Source organism: Streptomyces sp. NPDC048606 (assembly GCF_040650855.1).
In the GTDB taxonomy this organism is placed as follows: Bacteria; Actinomycetota; Actinomycetes; order Streptomycetales; family Streptomycetaceae; genus Streptomyces.
Window position 1 is genome coordinate 16,331 of the sequence record NZ_JBEZIB010000005.1, and the last position, 15,649, is coordinate 31,979.

13 protein-coding genes are annotated in these 15,649 nt (G+C 74.3%); 4 read left to right on the forward strand and 9 right to left on the reverse strand.

What is annotated here, in order from left to right; translation table 11 throughout:
• The first annotated feature begins 202 nt into the window (after window positions 1-202).
• Complete coding sequence (locus AB0D01_RS07185) at window positions 203-1,069, forward strand: glycoside hydrolase family 19 protein (protein WP_363054282.1); 867 nt, start codon at window positions 203-205, stop codon at window positions 1,067-1,069.
• A 58-nt stretch (window positions 1,070-1,127) separates the two neighbouring features.
• Here the strand turns inward: AB0D01_RS07185 and AB0D01_RS07190 are convergent, their stop codons facing one another.
• The 3 genes from AB0D01_RS07190 to AB0D01_RS07200 form a co-directional block, all read right to left on the reverse strand.
• Window positions 1,128-3,935: a LuxR family transcriptional regulator gene (locus AB0D01_RS07190; RefSeq protein ID WP_363054050.1), complete on the reverse strand. Its 2,808-nt coding sequence runs from the start codon at window positions 3,933-3,935 to the stop codon at window positions 1,128-1,130.
• A gap of 244 nt (window positions 3,936-4,179) precedes the next feature.
• Window positions 4,180-5,952: a S8 family serine peptidase gene (locus AB0D01_RS07195; RefSeq protein WP_363054283.1), complete on the reverse strand. Its 1,773-nt coding sequence runs from the start codon at window positions 5,950-5,952 to the stop codon at window positions 4,180-4,182.
• A gap of 691 nt (window positions 5,953-6,643) precedes the next feature.
• Window positions 6,644-7,375, reverse strand: coding sequence for a DUF1838 family protein (locus AB0D01_RS07200; RefSeq protein ID WP_363054051.1), 732 nt, complete (start codon window positions 7,373-7,375; stop codon window positions 6,644-6,646).
• A 148-nt stretch (window positions 7,376-7,523) separates the two neighbouring features.
• On the opposite strand from AB0D01_RS07200, the gene AB0D01_RS07205 reads away from it, so the two are divergent.
• The 3 genes from AB0D01_RS07205 (at window position 7,524) to AB0D01_RS07215 (ending at window position 9,916) form a co-directional block, all read left to right on the forward strand.
• On the forward strand, window positions 7,524-8,507 hold the full coding sequence (locus tag AB0D01_RS07205; protein WP_363054052.1) for a DUF1996 domain-containing protein: 984 nt from the start codon (window positions 7,524-7,526) through the stop codon (window positions 8,505-8,507).
• Window positions 8,508-8,591: 84 nt separating this feature from the next.
• Window positions 8,592-9,194 (forward strand): sigma-70 family RNA polymerase sigma factor, encoded by a 603-nt coding sequence (locus tag AB0D01_RS07210; RefSeq protein WP_363054053.1) that lies wholly within the window; start codon window positions 8,592-8,594, stop codon window positions 9,192-9,194.
• Window positions 9,191-9,916 (forward strand): zf-HC2 domain-containing protein, encoded by a 726-nt coding sequence (locus AB0D01_RS07215; RefSeq protein WP_363054054.1) that lies wholly within the window; start codon window positions 9,191-9,193, stop codon window positions 9,914-9,916. Before AB0D01_RS07210 ends, AB0D01_RS07215 begins: the two co-directional genes overlap by 4 nt.
• Before the next feature lie 100 nt (window positions 9,917-10,016).
• Here AB0D01_RS07215 and AB0D01_RS07220 read toward each other — a convergent pair whose 3' ends face one another.
• From AB0D01_RS07220 to AB0D01_RS07245, 6 genes are read right to left on the reverse strand one after another with little or no spacing between them, the layout of a single operon-like run.
• On the reverse strand, window positions 10,017-11,261 hold the full coding sequence (locus tag AB0D01_RS07220) for a cytochrome P450 (RefSeq protein ID WP_363054055.1): 1,245 nt from the start codon (window positions 11,259-11,261) through the stop codon (window positions 10,017-10,019).
• Window positions 11,258-12,487: a cytochrome P450 gene (locus AB0D01_RS07225; RefSeq protein ID WP_363054056.1), complete on the reverse strand. Its 1,230-nt coding sequence runs from the start codon at window positions 12,485-12,487 to the stop codon at window positions 11,258-11,260. Before AB0D01_RS07225 ends, AB0D01_RS07220 begins: the two co-directional genes overlap by 4 nt.
• Complete coding sequence (locus AB0D01_RS07230; protein WP_363054057.1) at window positions 12,484-13,131, reverse strand: ATP/GTP-binding protein; 648 nt, start codon at window positions 13,129-13,131, stop codon at window positions 12,484-12,486. The genes AB0D01_RS07225 and AB0D01_RS07230 overlap by 4 nt, the downstream gene beginning before the upstream one ends.
• Window positions 13,112-13,468 carry a DUF742 domain-containing protein gene (locus AB0D01_RS07235; RefSeq protein ID WP_363054058.1) on the reverse strand — a complete coding sequence of 119 codons (357 nt, stop codon included), beginning with the start codon at window positions 13,466-13,468 and terminating at the stop codon, window positions 13,112-13,114. The genes AB0D01_RS07230 and AB0D01_RS07235 overlap by 20 nt, the downstream gene beginning before the upstream one ends.
• Window positions 13,465-13,866: a roadblock/LC7 domain-containing protein gene (locus AB0D01_RS07240; RefSeq protein ID WP_363054059.1), complete on the reverse strand. Its 402-nt coding sequence runs from the start codon at window positions 13,864-13,866 to the stop codon at window positions 13,465-13,467. The genes AB0D01_RS07235 and AB0D01_RS07240 overlap by 4 nt, the downstream gene beginning before the upstream one ends.
• Window positions 13,863-15,464 (reverse strand): ATP-binding protein, encoded by a 1,602-nt coding sequence (locus AB0D01_RS07245; RefSeq protein ID WP_363054060.1) that lies wholly within the window; start codon window positions 15,462-15,464, stop codon window positions 13,863-13,865. The genes AB0D01_RS07240 and AB0D01_RS07245 overlap by 4 nt, the downstream gene beginning before the upstream one ends.
• Window positions 15,465-15,649: the final 185 nt, after the last annotated feature.

Genomic DNA, 15,649 nt, shown 5'->3' on the forward strand with positions numbered 1-15,649 from the left:
GGCCGTCACGCCGGTCCGGCGTTTCACGAGCGCACCACATCGAAAGCTCTGGTCTATACCTTGACAGGTCCAGACCACTTTCGGTTCAGTGGGCGGTGTCGTCGCTCCCCCACCACCCCGCGACAACTCCCCCCACCCCAGGAGTCCTTTCGTGATACGCACGCTGCGTCGCCGCGCCCTGTCCCTCGCCGCCACCGCCGCGATGACCCTCGGTCTGGCCGTCGCCCTGCCCGCCTCCTCCGCCAACGCGGCCCCCGCCTGCGCCTCGGCGTGGACCTCCTCCGCCGTCTACACCGGCGGCACGACCGCCTCGCACAACGGCCGCAACTGGCAGGCCAAGTGGTGGACCCAGGGCGAGACGCCCGGCACCACCGGCCAGTGGGGCGTCTGGTCCGACCAGGGCGCCTGCGGTACCGGCGGCGGCACGGACCCGGGCAACCCGGACCCGTCCGGCTTCGTGGTCAGCGAGACCCAGTTCAACCAGATGTTCCCGAACCGGAACCCCTTCTACACCTACAACGGCCTGGTCGCGGCGCTCTCCGCCTACCCCGGCTTCGCCAAGACCGGCGACGACACCGTCAAGCGGCGCGAGGCGGCGGCCTTCCTCGCGAACGTCTCGCACGAGACGGGCGGGCTCGTGCACATCGTCGAGCAGAACACGGCCAACTACCCGCACTACTGTGACGCCACGCAGCCCTACGGCTGTCCCGCCGGCCAGGCGGCCTACTACGGTCGCGGGCCGATCCAGCTGAGCTGGAACTTCAACTACAAGGCGGCGGGCGACGCCCTCGGCATCAACCTCCTCGCCAACCCCTACCTCGTCGAGCAGGACCCGGCCGTCGCCATGAAGACGGCGCTCTGGTACTGGAACACCCAGAACGGCCCGGGCACCATGACCGCCCACGCGGCGATGGTGAACGGCGCGGGCTTCGGCGAGACGATCCGCTCCATCAACGGGGCCCTGGAGTGCAACGGCGGCAACCCCGCGCAGGTCCAGAGCCGGGTGAACAAGTACCAGGCCTTCACCCAGCTGCTCGGCGTCACCCCGGGCAACAACCTCACCTGCTGAGCCCCGGCACCGTCCGCCCCCGGCCCGCGCCGGGGGCGGAACCGGGCGACCGGCCGGCTCAGTGACGGCGCAGGGCCGTGGCGAGCTGGGCCCGGGAGCGGACGTCCAGCTTCTGGTAGATCCGGGTGAGGCGGGCCTCCACCGTCTTCACGCTGACGAACAGCTTCGCCGCCGCCTCCTGGTTGCTGGCGCCCGCCCCGACGAGCCGCGCGAGCCGCGCCTCCGCCTCGGTGAGGGTGCCGGCGCCGCCGCCGGCGCTCCCCCGGTGCGGGGAGGCGGCCTCGGGCGCCGAGTCCCGGGCGAGGGCGATCCAGGGTCGGGCGCCGGCCCGTTCGAAGACCTCGGCGGCGGCGCGCAGTGCCTCCCGGGCGGGTGCGCGGCGCCGCCGGCGGCGTTCCACCCGGGCCAGGGCGAGCAGCGTCCGGCCCTGTTCCAGCGGCAGCCCGAGGTCCGCGAAGAGCCGTACGGTGTCCTCCAGTCGGGCCACCGCCTCCTGCGCGTCCCCCCGCGCCGACAGGGCCAGGCCGCGGGCCCGGTCCAGGGCGGCGAGCACCGTGGTGCGGCCGAGGTCGCGGGCCACGGGGGCGACCCGGTCCAGGAGGGCGACGGCCTCGGCGCCGGCGTCGGTGGCGATCAGGGCCTCGGCGAGTTCGCCGTGCCAGCGCAGCACCGACGGGTCCACCACCTGCTGGGCCTCCTCCAGCGCGGCGACCCGGCGCAGGGTGGCGACGGCCTTCGCGGCGTCGCCGGTGGCCAGTTCGACGGTGCCGAGCGCGTACAGGCCGCGGGAGAGGAACACCTGGTCGTGTTCCTCCTCGGAGGCGCGGATGCCCCGGCGCGCGTAGCCCGCGGCGCGGGCGAAACCGCCGCCGGCCGCCTCGGCGGTCGCGGCCACGTACCAGGCCGGTCCGGGCGACAGGCCGGCCTCGATGGTCAGCTCCAGGGCGCGCCGGGCGTGGGCCGAGCCCAGTGTGCAGTTGCCGCGCCGCAGTTCGACCTCGGTGAGGCTGCGCAGCACCTCGAAGACGTCCTCGGCGGAGCCGGTGCGTTGCACCGCGGGCAGCAGGGCGAGCAGTTGCCCCCGGGCGTCGTCGAGCCGGTCGTCGAACAGGGCGTGGCGGACGGCGAGGTACTGGGGCGCGTTGCGCATGCCGAGGGGGACGTCGGGGGTGGGCAGGGCCAGGGCCCGGGCGAGGATGTCCTCGGCGTCGGGGTCTCCGAGGATGCGGCCCATGCGGGCCCGCACGGTCAGGGCCATGGCCTCGGCGACCTGGTCCCCGCCGGCCTGGGCGAGGGCGCCGGCCTCGGCGGCGGCGTCCCGGGAGCGGACGGGGTCTCCGTCGCTGAGGTTGTGCTTCCAGGCGATGCGCAACTGTACGGCGGCGCGCAGCGAGGCGTCCCCCTCGGCGTCGGCGACGGCGCAGGCGATGGTCTCGTCGAGGTGGGCCAGGGCCTGTCCGGCCGCGTCGATGACGGCGAGGCGGGCCCGGACGCGCTGGGCGGGCGTGGCGTCGCGGGAGAGCACGGCGCGGGTGGCGCGCCGGGCGAGGTCGGCGCGACCGGCCCAGCCGGCGTCCTCGGCGGCGGCGACGAGGCGGGAGAGTTCCTCGCGGGGGTGGGCCCAGGGGGTGCGTTCGGCGGCCAGCAGCCCGAGTTCGGCGGCGAGGTCGCGCCGGCCGCGGCGGCGGCAGGCGGCGGCGGCCTCGGTGATCTCGGCGGCGAGGTCCTCGTCGGCGGTGTCCACGGCGAGCGCGCGGTGGCGTACGGCCTGGACGGGGTCGTCGACGGCGGCGGCGAGCGCGGCGTGTCCGGCGGCGCGTTCGGGCCAGCCGGCGTCGGCGGCCAGGGCGGTGGGCAGGGCGCCGGCGGTGAAGGCGACGGCGCCGTCCTCCCCCACCGTGACCAGCCCGGCCCGTTCGGCCCGCGCGAGTTCGGCTTCGGCGTCGGGGCGTCCGGCGCGGCGCAGCAGGGGGGTGGTGGGTCGGGCGGCGAGGGCCGCGAGGAGCAGGGTGCGGCGGGTCTGTTCGGGGGCTTCGGCGAGGAGGCGGCGGGCGACCTCGCGGGCCTGGCCGGACACGGGCAGGGGGTCGGCGTGGTGGGCGCCGCCGCCCGCCGCGCCGCCGCCCGGTCCGCCGGCGGCTCCGGGGGCCGCGGCGGCTTCGGCGAGGGAGTGGCCGAGGGCGAGGGCCAGGCGCGGGTTGCCGCCGCTGGCCTGGTGGATCCGGCCGGCGAGGCGGGCGGGCAGGCCGTGGCGCAGCAGGAGTTCGGCGACCTCGTCGGCGCCGAGGGCGGGGACGCGGATGGTGGGGGTGCCGGGGCCGCAGAGGGGTTCGGCGACGGGGGCGCCGCCCTGGGTGCATTCGGCGGCGAGTACCCGCACGCGCGGCGGGGTCAGGCGCAGGGCGAAGCGCAGGAGGTCGGTGCTCTCGGCGTCGAGCCACTGGGCGTTGTCGAGGACGAGCAGGACGGGGCCCGGTTCGGCGAGGGTGCGCAGGACCTCTCCGACGGCGAGGCGCAGGGCGACGAGGTCGGGGGCGGAGTCGGGGGCGTCGGCCTCGCGGCGGAGCCGGGCGATGGCGGTGCGCTGGGGGCCGGCGAGCCGGTCGAGGGCGGTGCGGGGGACGGAGGCGAGCAGGGCGGCGGCCGAGGCCTCGGGTATCGGTCGGTCGGCGGCTTCGGGGGCGAGGCGCAGGACGGTTTCGCGCCTTCGGTGGGCGGCGGCCGCGACGGCCCGCGCGACCTCGGTCTTGCCCGCGCCGGCCGGTCCGGTGAGGATGGCGCGGCCGTGCGTGGCCAGGGCCCGCTCGACCGCCTCGATGAGTTCGCCGTGTCCGACCTTGGTGTCAGCGTGCCCCGTCGCCGCCACGCACAGCCACCAGCCTTTCGCGCCCCTGCCCTGTGCTCTTCCTGTGAGAGGCGACAATACGAGGTCGGCCGCCGGACGGACCCGGATTGTGACGCAGAATTCAGTCGCGCGACGGGAATGGTGCCCGGGAACGCCGCGGACCTGCCGGTACGGGAGGTACCGGCAGGTCCGTCGCTGTGTTCGGTCCGTGCGGTCCGCCCGTCGGATCGGACCGGGTGGGGTCCGGTCCGACGGGCGGATCCGGTCAGAAGCCGAGGCTCCAGGAGTCGATCTTGCCGGTGTCGCCGCCGGCGTTGTCGTTCACGCGGAGCTTCCACGTGCCGTTCGCGACCTCGGAGGAGGCGTTGACGGTGTAGGTGGTGTTGATGTTGTCGGCGCTGCCGCCGGCACGGTTGTGCAGGGTGTAGAGCGTGCCGTCGGGGGCGACGAGGTCGACCTTCAGGTCACCGATGTAGGTGTGCGCGATGTTCACGCCGACCTTGAGGGCGGCCGGGGCGTTGCCGGTGACACCGGAGACGGTGATCGGGCTGTCCACGGTCGCGTTGTCGGCGATCGCGAAGTCCGCGGTGTTCTCGAAGGCCGGGGTGGTCGGCGTCGAGGTCACGGCGTTGACGGTGGCGGCGGCGTCGGCGAGGCCGGTGCCGCAGCCGCCGGTGCAGGTGCCGGCGAGCGGGCGGGCGTTGGTCTTGATGGCCGACTCGATCTGCGCCGGGGTCAGCGAGGGCTTCGCGGCGACGAGGAGGGCGGCGAGGCCCGCGACGTGCGGGGCGGCCATGCTGGTGCCCTGGTACGGCTTGTAGATCTCGGCGCCGGGGGTGGTGGTGCCCGCGTTCAGCGTGGAGAGGATGCCGTTCTCGGGGGTGGTGACGGTGCCGGGCGTGTCGGTGGCGCGGCGGGTCTCACCGCCCGGGGCGGCGACGTCGATGATCGAGCCGTAGTTGGAGTAGAAGGAGCGGTCGCCGGTGCGGTTGCTGGCGGCGACGTTGATGACGTTGTTGCAGCTGGCGGGCGAGAAGCCGGCCGCGTCGGCGTTGCTGTTGCCGGCGGCGACCACGACGGTGGTGCCACGGGCGACGGCCGCGTTGATGGCGTTCTGGTAGCTGGTGCCGCAGGTGCCCGAGCCGCCGAGGCTCATGTTGATGACCTTGGCGGGGGTGGCGTTCGCCGGGATGCCGGCGACGGTGCCGCCCGAGGCCCAGGTGATGGCGTCGACGATGTCGGAGGTGGCACCGCCGCACTTGCCGAGGACGCGCACGGGCTGGATCTTCGCGTTGTACGCGATGCCCGCGACGCCCTTGGAGTTGTTGGTGGCGGCCGCGATCGTGCCGGCCACGTGGGTGCCGTGCCAGGAGGAGTCGCTCGCCTTGGAGCCGACGCCGCACTCGCCGGCGGCGCTCCAGTCACCGGCGTCGGCCGGGTTGTTGTCGCGGCCGTTGCCGTCACGGGCGGCGGTGGAGCTGGAGATGAAGTCGTAGCCGGCGACCACGTTGGAGGCGAGGTCGGAGTGGGCCACGTAGCCGGTGTCGATGACGGCGACGGTGACGCCGGAACCGGTGGTCTTGTCCCAGGCCGCGGGCACGTTCATGCCGGCGGTGGGCTCGAAGAGGTCCCACTGCTTGGCGTAGTCGGTGTCGTTGGGCGTGGCCAGCGCGTAGGCGCGGGAGTCCGGCTCGACGTAGGCGACGTCCGGGTCGGCGCGGAACTGCGCGATGACGTCGGCGGCCTCGGAGGGGGCGGTCGCACCGCCCAGGTTGACGAGGGCTGCGCCGGTGCCGAGACGGCGGTCGAACTTCGTCTTCTTGCCGGTCTTCTTGCCCTTGGCGACGGCGTCGTCCGCGGCCGCCGTGTTGGACGTGGCCTCGGAGGCGGAGGACTTGTAGCCGACGATGAGGTTCTCGACGGGCGCCGGGGTGCCGGCGGCGGGGGCGGCGGCGGCCGGGAGGGAGGAGGCCGGGTCGTCGGCGGCGGTCACGGCCACGGAGGCGGTGGCGGAGCCGGCGAGCAGGGTGACGGACATGGCCACGACGGATATGAGCCGACGTCGTCTGGTTGCGTGCACGTTGTTCCCCTTCGAAGGCCGTTCCGGGCAGGCCGGAGCGGCCGGTCGGTGCAGTGTGGGAGGTGGAACCGGCGGGCCGCGGGCCGGGGGCGGGGTGGTCAGACCCGCTCCGGCACCGCCGCGCGCCACGTCGTCCGGCCGCAACGGCGGGGCTGGACGACGGATGTACCGGCGGTCCGCGCGACCGCGGCTGCTTCACACCATGTGGGGTTGGTGCGGGGGCAGTTCGGGATGCGGAAGACCGCCGGTGGGCAGACAGTAGGCAACGCGGGAATGAACCCGATACGGGGAAAACCCTTGTCCCTCCCCTGGGGACCGCCTTGAGGGAGGGGTGGGGAACGGGGTTACCGGAGGTCCATCCGGAGGGTTACCGGGGGTCCCGCCGGAGGGATACCGGGGGTCCCGCCGGAGGGATACCGGGGGTCCCGCCGGAGGGTTACCGGGGGTCCCGCCGGACGGGGCGGCGGGGTCCTGCCGGCCGGGGTGGCGCCCGCCCGCCGGACGGGGCGGCGCCTGCCTGCGGGCCGGCGCCAGGGGCGCGGTGGAACCGGCGAGCGGGGCCGGCGGGGAGCCGGGGGTCTGCCGTGCGGCCCGTCGGACCCGTCCCGCGGGGGCGGGGCGGGTTCCCCGGCCCCGGCTCGGCCCCGGCCTACCGGGGGTGCAGTTTGCGGAAGTACGTCCAGCTGGACTCGTTCGGCTCGCTCCACTTCTCGGGGGCGTGCGCGAACTCCGGGTGGTGGGCGGCGATGTGGGCGCGGGTCCGCTCGGGGACCTCGGTCCAGGAGCCGAGCTTGGCGCCCCGGCAGTGGAAGGTGAGGCCGCCGGGGCGCTGCCCCTGTTCCATCCACGGCAGCCAGGGGGACATCCGGGTCCACGACATCGTGGCGGGCACGGAGGGGGCCTCGCCGGCGAGCGCGGCGGCGGGCGCGAAGAACTGGAACAGCTCCAGGGCCCGGTAGGTGTCGCCCGCGGATTCCAGCGGGTACCGGTCGACGGGCAGCGGCGAGGGGTAGGCGAGGGGGATCTCCAGGCTGAAGCAGACCTGGTCGCCCAGTTCGGTGCGCGGGACGGGGAAGGGCCGCCACCGCTGGTCGGCGGGGTCGTTCCACACGTGGACTACCGGCTTGTCCTGCCAGTGCTCCAGGATCTCTCCGGTCTCGGGGTCGAGGTAGAAGGCCGCCTCCCGCGACAGCATCAGGTACCCGCCGTCCTCCGCGGCCTCCAGCCGGGCGACGTTGACCCCCTCGAAGCCGAACAGGCGCCGGTAGGGCTCCTCGGGCGCCCAGGAGTGCACGGACCCGGACCACCGGAAGGTGACCTCGCTCCCGTCCAGGCTCGCCCGGGTGCGGGCGAACGCGCGCAACGACTCTTCCGGTGTCATGCCCCCACTGTGCTGCCCGGGCCCCGCCGGTACAAGCACCCTCCGCGCCAATACCGCGACCCGCCTCCGGACGCCGGCCGCGGGCGGTTTCGGACCTCGCGGGGCCGCCCGGTTGACCGCGCGGCGGGCAGGGGCAACGGTGACCCCCATGGGGAACGAACACCGACTGCCGGCGCTGCTCGTGTGCCTGGTGCTGAGCACCGGGCTGGCGGCCGCCGCGTGGGGGGCCTCCCGGGCCCCCGGATCCGGCCACGCCTCCGTGGCGGGCGACTTCGTCGACATGGGTCGGGTGCCGCCGGATGCCGGCGCCTCGCCCCCGGTCGGACCGGACGCCTCCACCGGCAGCGTGACGGTGGATTGCGGGCGCAACGAGGAGGGGCACCGCAACGAGGACAACCTCGTCGTCTCCCCCGGCCTGCGCTCGGGCGCCCACCACACACACGCCTACGTCGGGAACCTGTCCACCGACGCCCTCTCCGGCGACGCCTCCCTGGCCGCCGCCGCGACCAGCTGCGTCGGCGGGGACCGTTCCACCTACTTCTGGCCGGTGCTGCGCCGCTCCGACCGTCCCGGCACCCGCCCGCACGAGCTCTCCGCCGGGCACGGCAACGCGGGCGAGATCCTGCCGGAGGCGGCGGTGGGCGTGGAGTTCCGGGGCAACCCGGTCGGCAAGGTGGTGCCCATGCCCCGCTTCCTGCGCGCCTTGACGGGCGACGCCGTCGCGCACACGGCGCGCACGGACGCCGACGTACGGGCCCGTTGGGGCTGCTCGGGCCTGCCCGACCGGTGGACCGTCGCCTACCCGCGCTGTCCGGCGGGCGACCTGGTGACCCGTACGCTCGTCTTCCCCAGCTGCTGGAACGGTCTGGACACCGAGGCCCCCGGCCACCGTTCCCACCTGCGCTTCCCCGACGCGCGCGGGGTGTGCCCGCAGGGCACCTTCCCGGTGCCCGAACTGCGGCTGAGCCTGGCCTACGCCGTCGCCCCCGGGGTGCCGATCGCCCTCGACTCCTTCCCCGAACAGCGGCACAGTCCGAAGACGGACCACGCGATGTTCGTGAACGTGATGACGGACGGGGCGATGCGCGCCGTGGCGGACTGCCTCAACGAGGGCCGCGCCTGCCGGACGTGAGTGACGGGCGTCACATGAACCGTTCGGGCCCGTACGGCGTGTTCCGACCGCACCACGCGACACGAGGCGGACGGAGAGGGTGAGATGGCCGGACCACTGTGGCCCCGCGCACGGCGGGGCGGGACGGACGAGGCGCTGATCAGGACGGTGTACGAGGAGCACGGCAACGCCCTGCTCGCGTACGCCACCCGGCTCACCGGGGACCGCGCCGCCGCCGAGGACGTCGTCCAGGAGACGCTGATCCGGGCCTGGCGACACGCCGAGGTCCTGGTCAACGGGAAGGGTTCGGTGCGCGGTTGGCTGCTCACCGTGGCCCGCAACATCATCACCGACCGCTACCGGGCGAAGGCGGCCCGCCCGCCGGAGGTCTCCGGATCCTCGGCCGCTCCGCCGGTGGAGGGGGACCACGCCGACGCGGTGGTGGACTCCATGACCGTGTTGGGCGCCCTGGACCGGCTCACGCCGGAACATCGTGACGTGTTGACGGAGTTGTACTACCGCCAGCGCAGTGTCGCCGAGGCCGCCGACCGGCTCGGGATCCCGGCGGGCACGGTGAAGTCGCGCTCGCACTACGCGCTGAAGGCGCTGCGCGAGGTGTTCACGGACGCGGGCGGGGACACCGCCGGCGACAGACGATCAGGCCGGCCGCCCCAGCAGCCCGGCGGACTGCGGGAGGTGGTGGCGTGAACCGGCAGCGGCACGAGGAGGAACTGCTCGGCCCGTACGTGCTCGGGGTCCTGGACGAGCAGGACGTACGGCGTGTCGAGGAACACGTCGGCGACTGCGTGCGGTGCCGTGAGGAGGTGGCGGCGTTGAGGGAGATGGAGAGCGTGTTGGGCGAGGTCCCCGAGGAGGCCTTCCTCGACGGACCCCCGCAGGGCGGTGACCTGTTGCTCCAGCGGACCCTTCGGCAGGTGCGCGGGGAGCGGGTGGCGGCGGCGCGGCGGCGGACGGCCCTCGTGGGGCTGGCCGCGGCGGCCTCGTTGGCGTTGGTGTTCTGGGCCGGTGCGCGGCTCGGCGGTCAGGAGGCGGGGCCGGTGGCCCTGGATCCGCCGCCGTCCCCGGGCGTGTCGGCGCCCGCCTCGCCGCCGCCGGCCGGGACCCGGGTGGCGTCCGCGACGGACGCGGGCACGGGTACGCGGATGACCGTACGGGTGACGCCGGCGCCGAAGTGGGTGCGGGTGAACGCGGCGGTGACCGGGGTGCCGGCCGGCGAGCGCTGCCGGCTGGTGGTGGTCGGCAAGGACGGTACGCGGACCGTGGCCGGCGGCTGGGTCGTGGGCACGGCGGAGCACGGCGAGGGCAAGGGCGCGTCCCTGGACGGGTCGGCGGCCGTGGACCCGGCGAACGTCAAGGCGGTCGTCGTGGAGAACGAGTCGGGCCGGACCTTCGTCTCCGTACCGGTGTGACGCCGGGGCCTCGTACCGCCGTCGTGACGGCGGTACGAGGCCCCGGCGCGCTCGGGCGGGCCCGGGCGCCCGATCTCCCGGGCGCCCGTCGCTCAGGCGCTCAGGCGCTCGCGCCCAGGCGCACCGGGAGGTCGAACAGGTCGTTCTGGGTGAGGATCGGCTTGTTGCGGAGCTCCTCGGGCGAGACGGCCAGGGTCAGGTCCGGGAAGCGGGCGTAGAGGGCCGGGAGGGCGACCAGGGCCTCCAGGCGGGACAGGGCCGCGCCGGGGCACACGTGGGGGCCGTGGCCGAAGGAGATGTGGCGGTTGGGCGTGCGCGTGACGTCGAACTCGCCCGCCGTCTCCCCGTGCTGCGCCTCGTCGCGGCCGAGCGCGCCGAAGGAGACGATCAGTCCCTCGCCCTCGGGCAGGATCCGGTCTCCGACCTCGATGTCCTCGGTGGCGAACCGGATCAGGACGTGCGAGGTGGGGGTGGACCAGCGCAGGGTCTCCTCGATGACGTTCTCCCAGGGCACCTCGCCGGCCAGGACGCGGGCGCGCTGCTCGGGGTGGGTCTCCAGGGCGACGACGGCGTTGACGATCAGGCTGATGGTGGTCTCGTGGCCGGCGGCGACCATCAGCTGGAGGGTGTTGGTGATCTCCTCGGTGCTGAGGTGGTCGCCGTCCTCGGAGGCGGCGATCAGCGCGCTGGTGAGGTCGTCGCCGGGGTTCTGCCGCTTGGACTCCACGATCCGGGAGAACAGCGCGCCGAGGTCCGCCATCATCTGCGGGACTTCCTCGGGCAGGGTCTGGGTGGAGAAGAACTTCTCGAAGAGGGCCTTCAGCCGGGGGTGCTCGGCGGCGTCGACGCCCATCAGGTCGCTGATGACGTTCATCGGCAGCGGGTAGGCGAAGCCGGCCTTGAGGTCGACGCTCTGATCGGCGGGCAGGCCGGCGAGCTTGTCGAGCATCTCCGCGGTGAGGGCCTCGATGCCGGCGCGGAGCCTGTCCACCCGGCGGACGGTGAGGGCCTGGGCCACGAGGGTGCGCAGGCGGCGGTGCTCGTCGCCGTCGACGGTGAGCATGGAGCGCCCGGGGTTGGCGAGGCCGATCAGCGGCCAGTCCAGGGGGATCTCGCCGCGCCGCCAGGCGCCCCACACGTTGATGTCCTTGACGACGCGGGGGTCGGTGAGGAGCTTCCTGGCCTCGGCGTGGTGGGTGACGGCGTAGACGCCGACCCCGCCCGGCAGGACGACCGGGACGAGGGGGCCCGCGGCGCGCAGGGCGGCGCTCTCGGCGTCGAGGTCGGCCACGAAGGGGTCGAGGGTGATCGGGGCGGGGCCGCCGTGCTCGATCGGGCAGGTCATCTCAGGGCTCCAAGGGCGGGGGTGGGTGTGTAGGTCACGGGGAGTTCGCTGAGCCCGCGCAGCCAGGGCGAGGGGCGCCGGGTGAGGTCGGCGGCGGGGACGGCGAGGTCCACGTCGGGGAGGCGGTCGAGGAGGACCTCGATGCCGGTCCGCGCGATGACCTCGGCGACCTCCTGTGCCGGGAAGGGGCAGCGGTGTTCACCGTGGCCGAAGGAGAAGAAGGCGTTGTTCCCGCCGGTGAGGGCGCCCGCGTCGGTGCGTACGTGCGGGTCCCCGTTGGCGGCGGCCAGGCCCAGCAGGACCAGGTCGCCGCGGCCGATGCGCTGTCCGCCGAGCGTGGTGTCCCGGGTGGTCCAGCGGCCGGCGACGTTCTGGGTCGGGGTGTCCTCCCAGAGCACTTCGTTCATGGCCTCGCCGACGCTGTGCCGGCCGCCCGCCAGGGAGGCGGCGAAGCGGTCGTCGGTGAGCATCAGGCGCAGCGAGTTGCCGATCCAGTCCGCGGTGGGCTGGTGGCCGGCGGCCATCATCACCATCAGGTCCTGGGCGATCTCGTCGACGGTGAACCCGGCGGTGTTGGCGAGCATCCGCGAGGCGACGTCGTGGCCCGGTTCGGCCGACTTGGCGGCGAGGAGGGCGTACATGGACTCGCCCAGGTGGCGCTGTCCGTCGAGGGCGCCCTCCCGGCCGTTGATCATGTCGTTCATGGCGGTGACGAGGCCGGGGCCCTGCGCGTCGGAGAAGCCGTAGACGCGGGCGAGGACGCGCAGCGGGAGAAGCATCGCGTACTCGCCGACGATGTCGCAGGAGCCCTTGCCGCAGAGCCGGTCGATCAGCTCGTCGGCGAAGCGTTCGGCGTGGCCCTTGAGTTCGAAGGGGTCGACGGATTCGAGGGCCTCGGAGATGACGGCGGCGCGTTGGCGGTGGCGTTCGCCGACGGTGTAGAGGATGGACGGCTGCTTGCGGCCGATCATGGGCAGGAGCGGCCAGTCGGCGGGGATGCGGTCCCACTGGTTCCACAGGTCGGAGTCGCGGGAGAAGAGCTGGGGGTCGCTGGTGACCTGGTGGAGTTCGCGGTAGCCGAGGACCAGCCAGGCCGGGACGTCGCCGTCGAGGACGACCGGGGCGACGGCGCCGTGGTCGCGGCGCATCTCCCGGTACAGCTCGGCGGGTTCGGTCTGGAAGCGGGGGCCGCCGAGGTAGACGGGCCGGGGCTCGGGGGTGGTCACGGGGTGGGCTCCGGGATCGGGTGCGGGACGACGACCGGCTGGTCGGGCCGGTGGCTCTGGAGGTGCTGGAGGTGCTCGACGAGGGAGATGAGCACCTGCTTGCTGGACTCGCGGGAGCGGGCGTCGCAGAACAGCAGGGGTACCTCGGGCGGGAGGTCGAGGGCGGTGCGGACCTGCTCGGGGGTGTGCTCGGGGCCGCCGAAGTCGTTGCAGGCCACGACGAAGGGCGTGCCGTGGTGTTCGAGGCGGTCGATGGCGTACCAGGAGTCGGCGAGCCGGCGGGTGTCGACGAGGACGACGGCGCCGAGGGTGCCGGAGAAGAGCCGGTCCCACAGGAACCAGAAGCGTTCCTGGCCGGGGGCGCCGAAGAGGTAGAGCACGTTGTGCGCGTCGAGGGTGATGCGGCCGAAGTCGAAGGCGACGGTGGTGGCGGTCTTGGCGGCGACGCCCTGGGTGTCGTCGAAGGCCTCCCCCGCCGCGGTCATCGTCTCCTCGGTGTTCAGCGGGCGGATCTCGCTGACCGAGCGGACCATCGTGGTCTTGCCGACGCCGAAACCGCCGACGATCACGATCTTCAGACCGTTGTCGGCGGTGCTGCTGAGGGTCTGACGGGGCCGGTCCGGGTCAGAGGTTGCGGAGTCCAACGAGCACCTGCTCCAGGATGTCGGGGTCGGGAAGGCGGTACGTCGTGGCACGCGGGTGCCGGGCGCTGACGCGTCCGGTGTCGTGCAGGTCGGCCAGGAGGATCCGGACGATCGAGACGGGCAGGCCGAGGTCGGCGGCGATCTCCACCACGGCCGTCGGATAGCGGCACATGCGCAGGATCGCGGCGTGTTCGGACTGCATGCCGGGGACCGGGTCGCATTCGGCGACGATCAGGGTGACCAGGTCGAAGGCGTCGCTGCCGGAACGGGTGCGGCCGCCGGTCAGGGTGTAGAGCCGGTCCGGGGAGTCGTCCCGGCCCGGCCTGCCGCGGCTCATCCCCGGGGCCTGGCGATCAGATGCTCGCTCAGTTGCTCGACCAGTTCGGACATGTTGTGGCCGACGAGGCCCGCGTCGGCGTCCTCGGAGGCCACGAGGGCCAGGTGGGCGCCCTCGCCCGCCTCGACGATGAAGAGGATTCCGCCGTAGAACTCGGCCATGGCCGAGCGGACCCCTCCGGTGCCGTCGCCGAATTCGATGGACGCCCCGTGGGACAGGCTCTGGATGCCGGCGGCGATCGCGGCGAGCTGGTCGGCCTGGTCGACGGAGAGCTCGGGCGTGCGGCACAGCTTGAGTCCGTCGCGGGAGAGCACGAGGGCGTGCCGGGCGCCGGGGGTGCGCTCCAGGAGTCCTTCCAGGAGCCAGCTGAGCGTCTCGTCGGTGGTGGAGCCGGTCATCGAGTGTTGCCTTCCGGGTGCGGGGGGTTCGTGGGCTGCTGCCGCGCGGGCGCGTTGCGCACGGCCTGACGGAAGCTGCCGAAGCGGGCGGCGGACTGGGAGGCGTCGGTGGGGGCGGTCCGGTTGCGGGCCGCCGCCGCGTCGGGCCCCTCGGGGTGGGCCGCGGCCAGGGTCCGGCCGCGCCTGCGCTGGGGCAGTCCGCTCTCGCCGAGCACCGGTTCGTGGCCGGTGGTTTCGGAGTCGTGGACGGCCCCGGTCGCGGGGGCCTGCGGGTCGGGCGTCCCGCCGGCGCGGCCCGTGTGGGCCGGCTCGGCCTCCGCGTCGGCCTCGGCGGCGGGCCGGGTCTGCGCGGCGGGGGCGCCGGGGACCGCGACGGGGACGCGGGCGCGGTGGCCGGCGGCGGCGGGCGCGGTGAGGAGCGCGGGAGCGGGCAGGACCTCGGCCGGGGTCCGGCTGATCAGGTCCTGGGGCAGCATCAGGATGGCGCCGGTGCCGCCGCGGGCGGAGGGCCGGAAGGACACCGTCAGCCCGTACTTGTGGGCGAGGCGGCCGACGACGGCGAGACCGAGGCGGGTGCCGGAGAGCCCGGCCAGGTCCAGTGTCTCGGCGGTCACGGCCTGTTCGGCGCGGCGCAGCTGGACGTCGCTCATGACGAGGCCGCTGTCCTCGACGGTGATGACGATGCCGGCGGGCACGTCCTCCACGTACACGTGGACCTCTGCGGTGGGCGGCGAGAAGTTCGCCGCGTTGTCGAGGAGTTCGGCGAGGGCGTGCATGACGCCCTCGGCGGCGTGTCCGGCGACGGCCGCCTCGCTGGTGGAGTGCAGTCGGACGCGCTGGTAGCCGCCGATGCGGCCCATGGCGCCGCGCAGGATGGACTCCATGACGATCGGCTTCGCCCAGCGGCGGCCCGAGCGGGCTCCGGTGAGGACGGCGATGGAGTCGGCGAGGCGGCCGGCCTGGGCGGTGCGGTGGTCGAGGTGGAGCAGGTCGGTGAGGACGTCCTCGTCGGCGTGCCGGTGCTCCATGTCCCGCAGGTCGGCCAGCATTCCGGTGGCGAGCGCCTGCATCCGGCCGGCCGCGTTGGCGGTGGCGGCCATGGCGGCGGCGCGTCCGGAGCGGGCGAGGCGCAGTTCCTCGCCGAGGCGCTCGCGGGTGACCGCCTGGGCGGTGGCGAGGCCGTCGAGTTCGCCGGTGTGGGCGCGGGTCAGCCGCTCCAGTTCGGCGGCGTGGGAGCCCGTCACGTGGTCCAGTTCCGCGCGGTGCCCGGCGGTGAGGCGGGCGTGTTCGGCGGTGTGGGCGGCCGAGTTGCGGGCGGCGTCGGCGGTGAGCCGGGCGATGTGGGCGTCGCGGGCGGCGAGTTCACCGGTCAGGCCGGAGAGTCTGCCGCGCAGCGTCCGGTTGGCGCGTACCGACCAGGTCAGCGCGTAGGCGGCGACCGCGAGCAGCAGCGATCCGGAGGCCGCGAACCAGCCGAGGGGGGTCTGGACGGCCGACGGGGCCGCGGCCACCGCCGCCGTCGACAGAGCGCCGGTGACCGCTGCGGTGATCAGCAGGGCGAGCGCGGAGGGGCGAAGGGGGGAGGGCGACGCCGTCATCAATCAAAGCCTCAAACCGGGCGTAAATGGAAGAGAGGGTTCCTGTGGCAACGAGGCACAACTATAAGAGGATTGTTGATCGTTTCGGAAAGGTCTTGGCGAATCTCACGCTGTGTAACGCCCACTTAGGTTGCTTCTGGCGCGGTTTCGGGGCTATGGCATGGCATCCTGTGACGTCACAACTC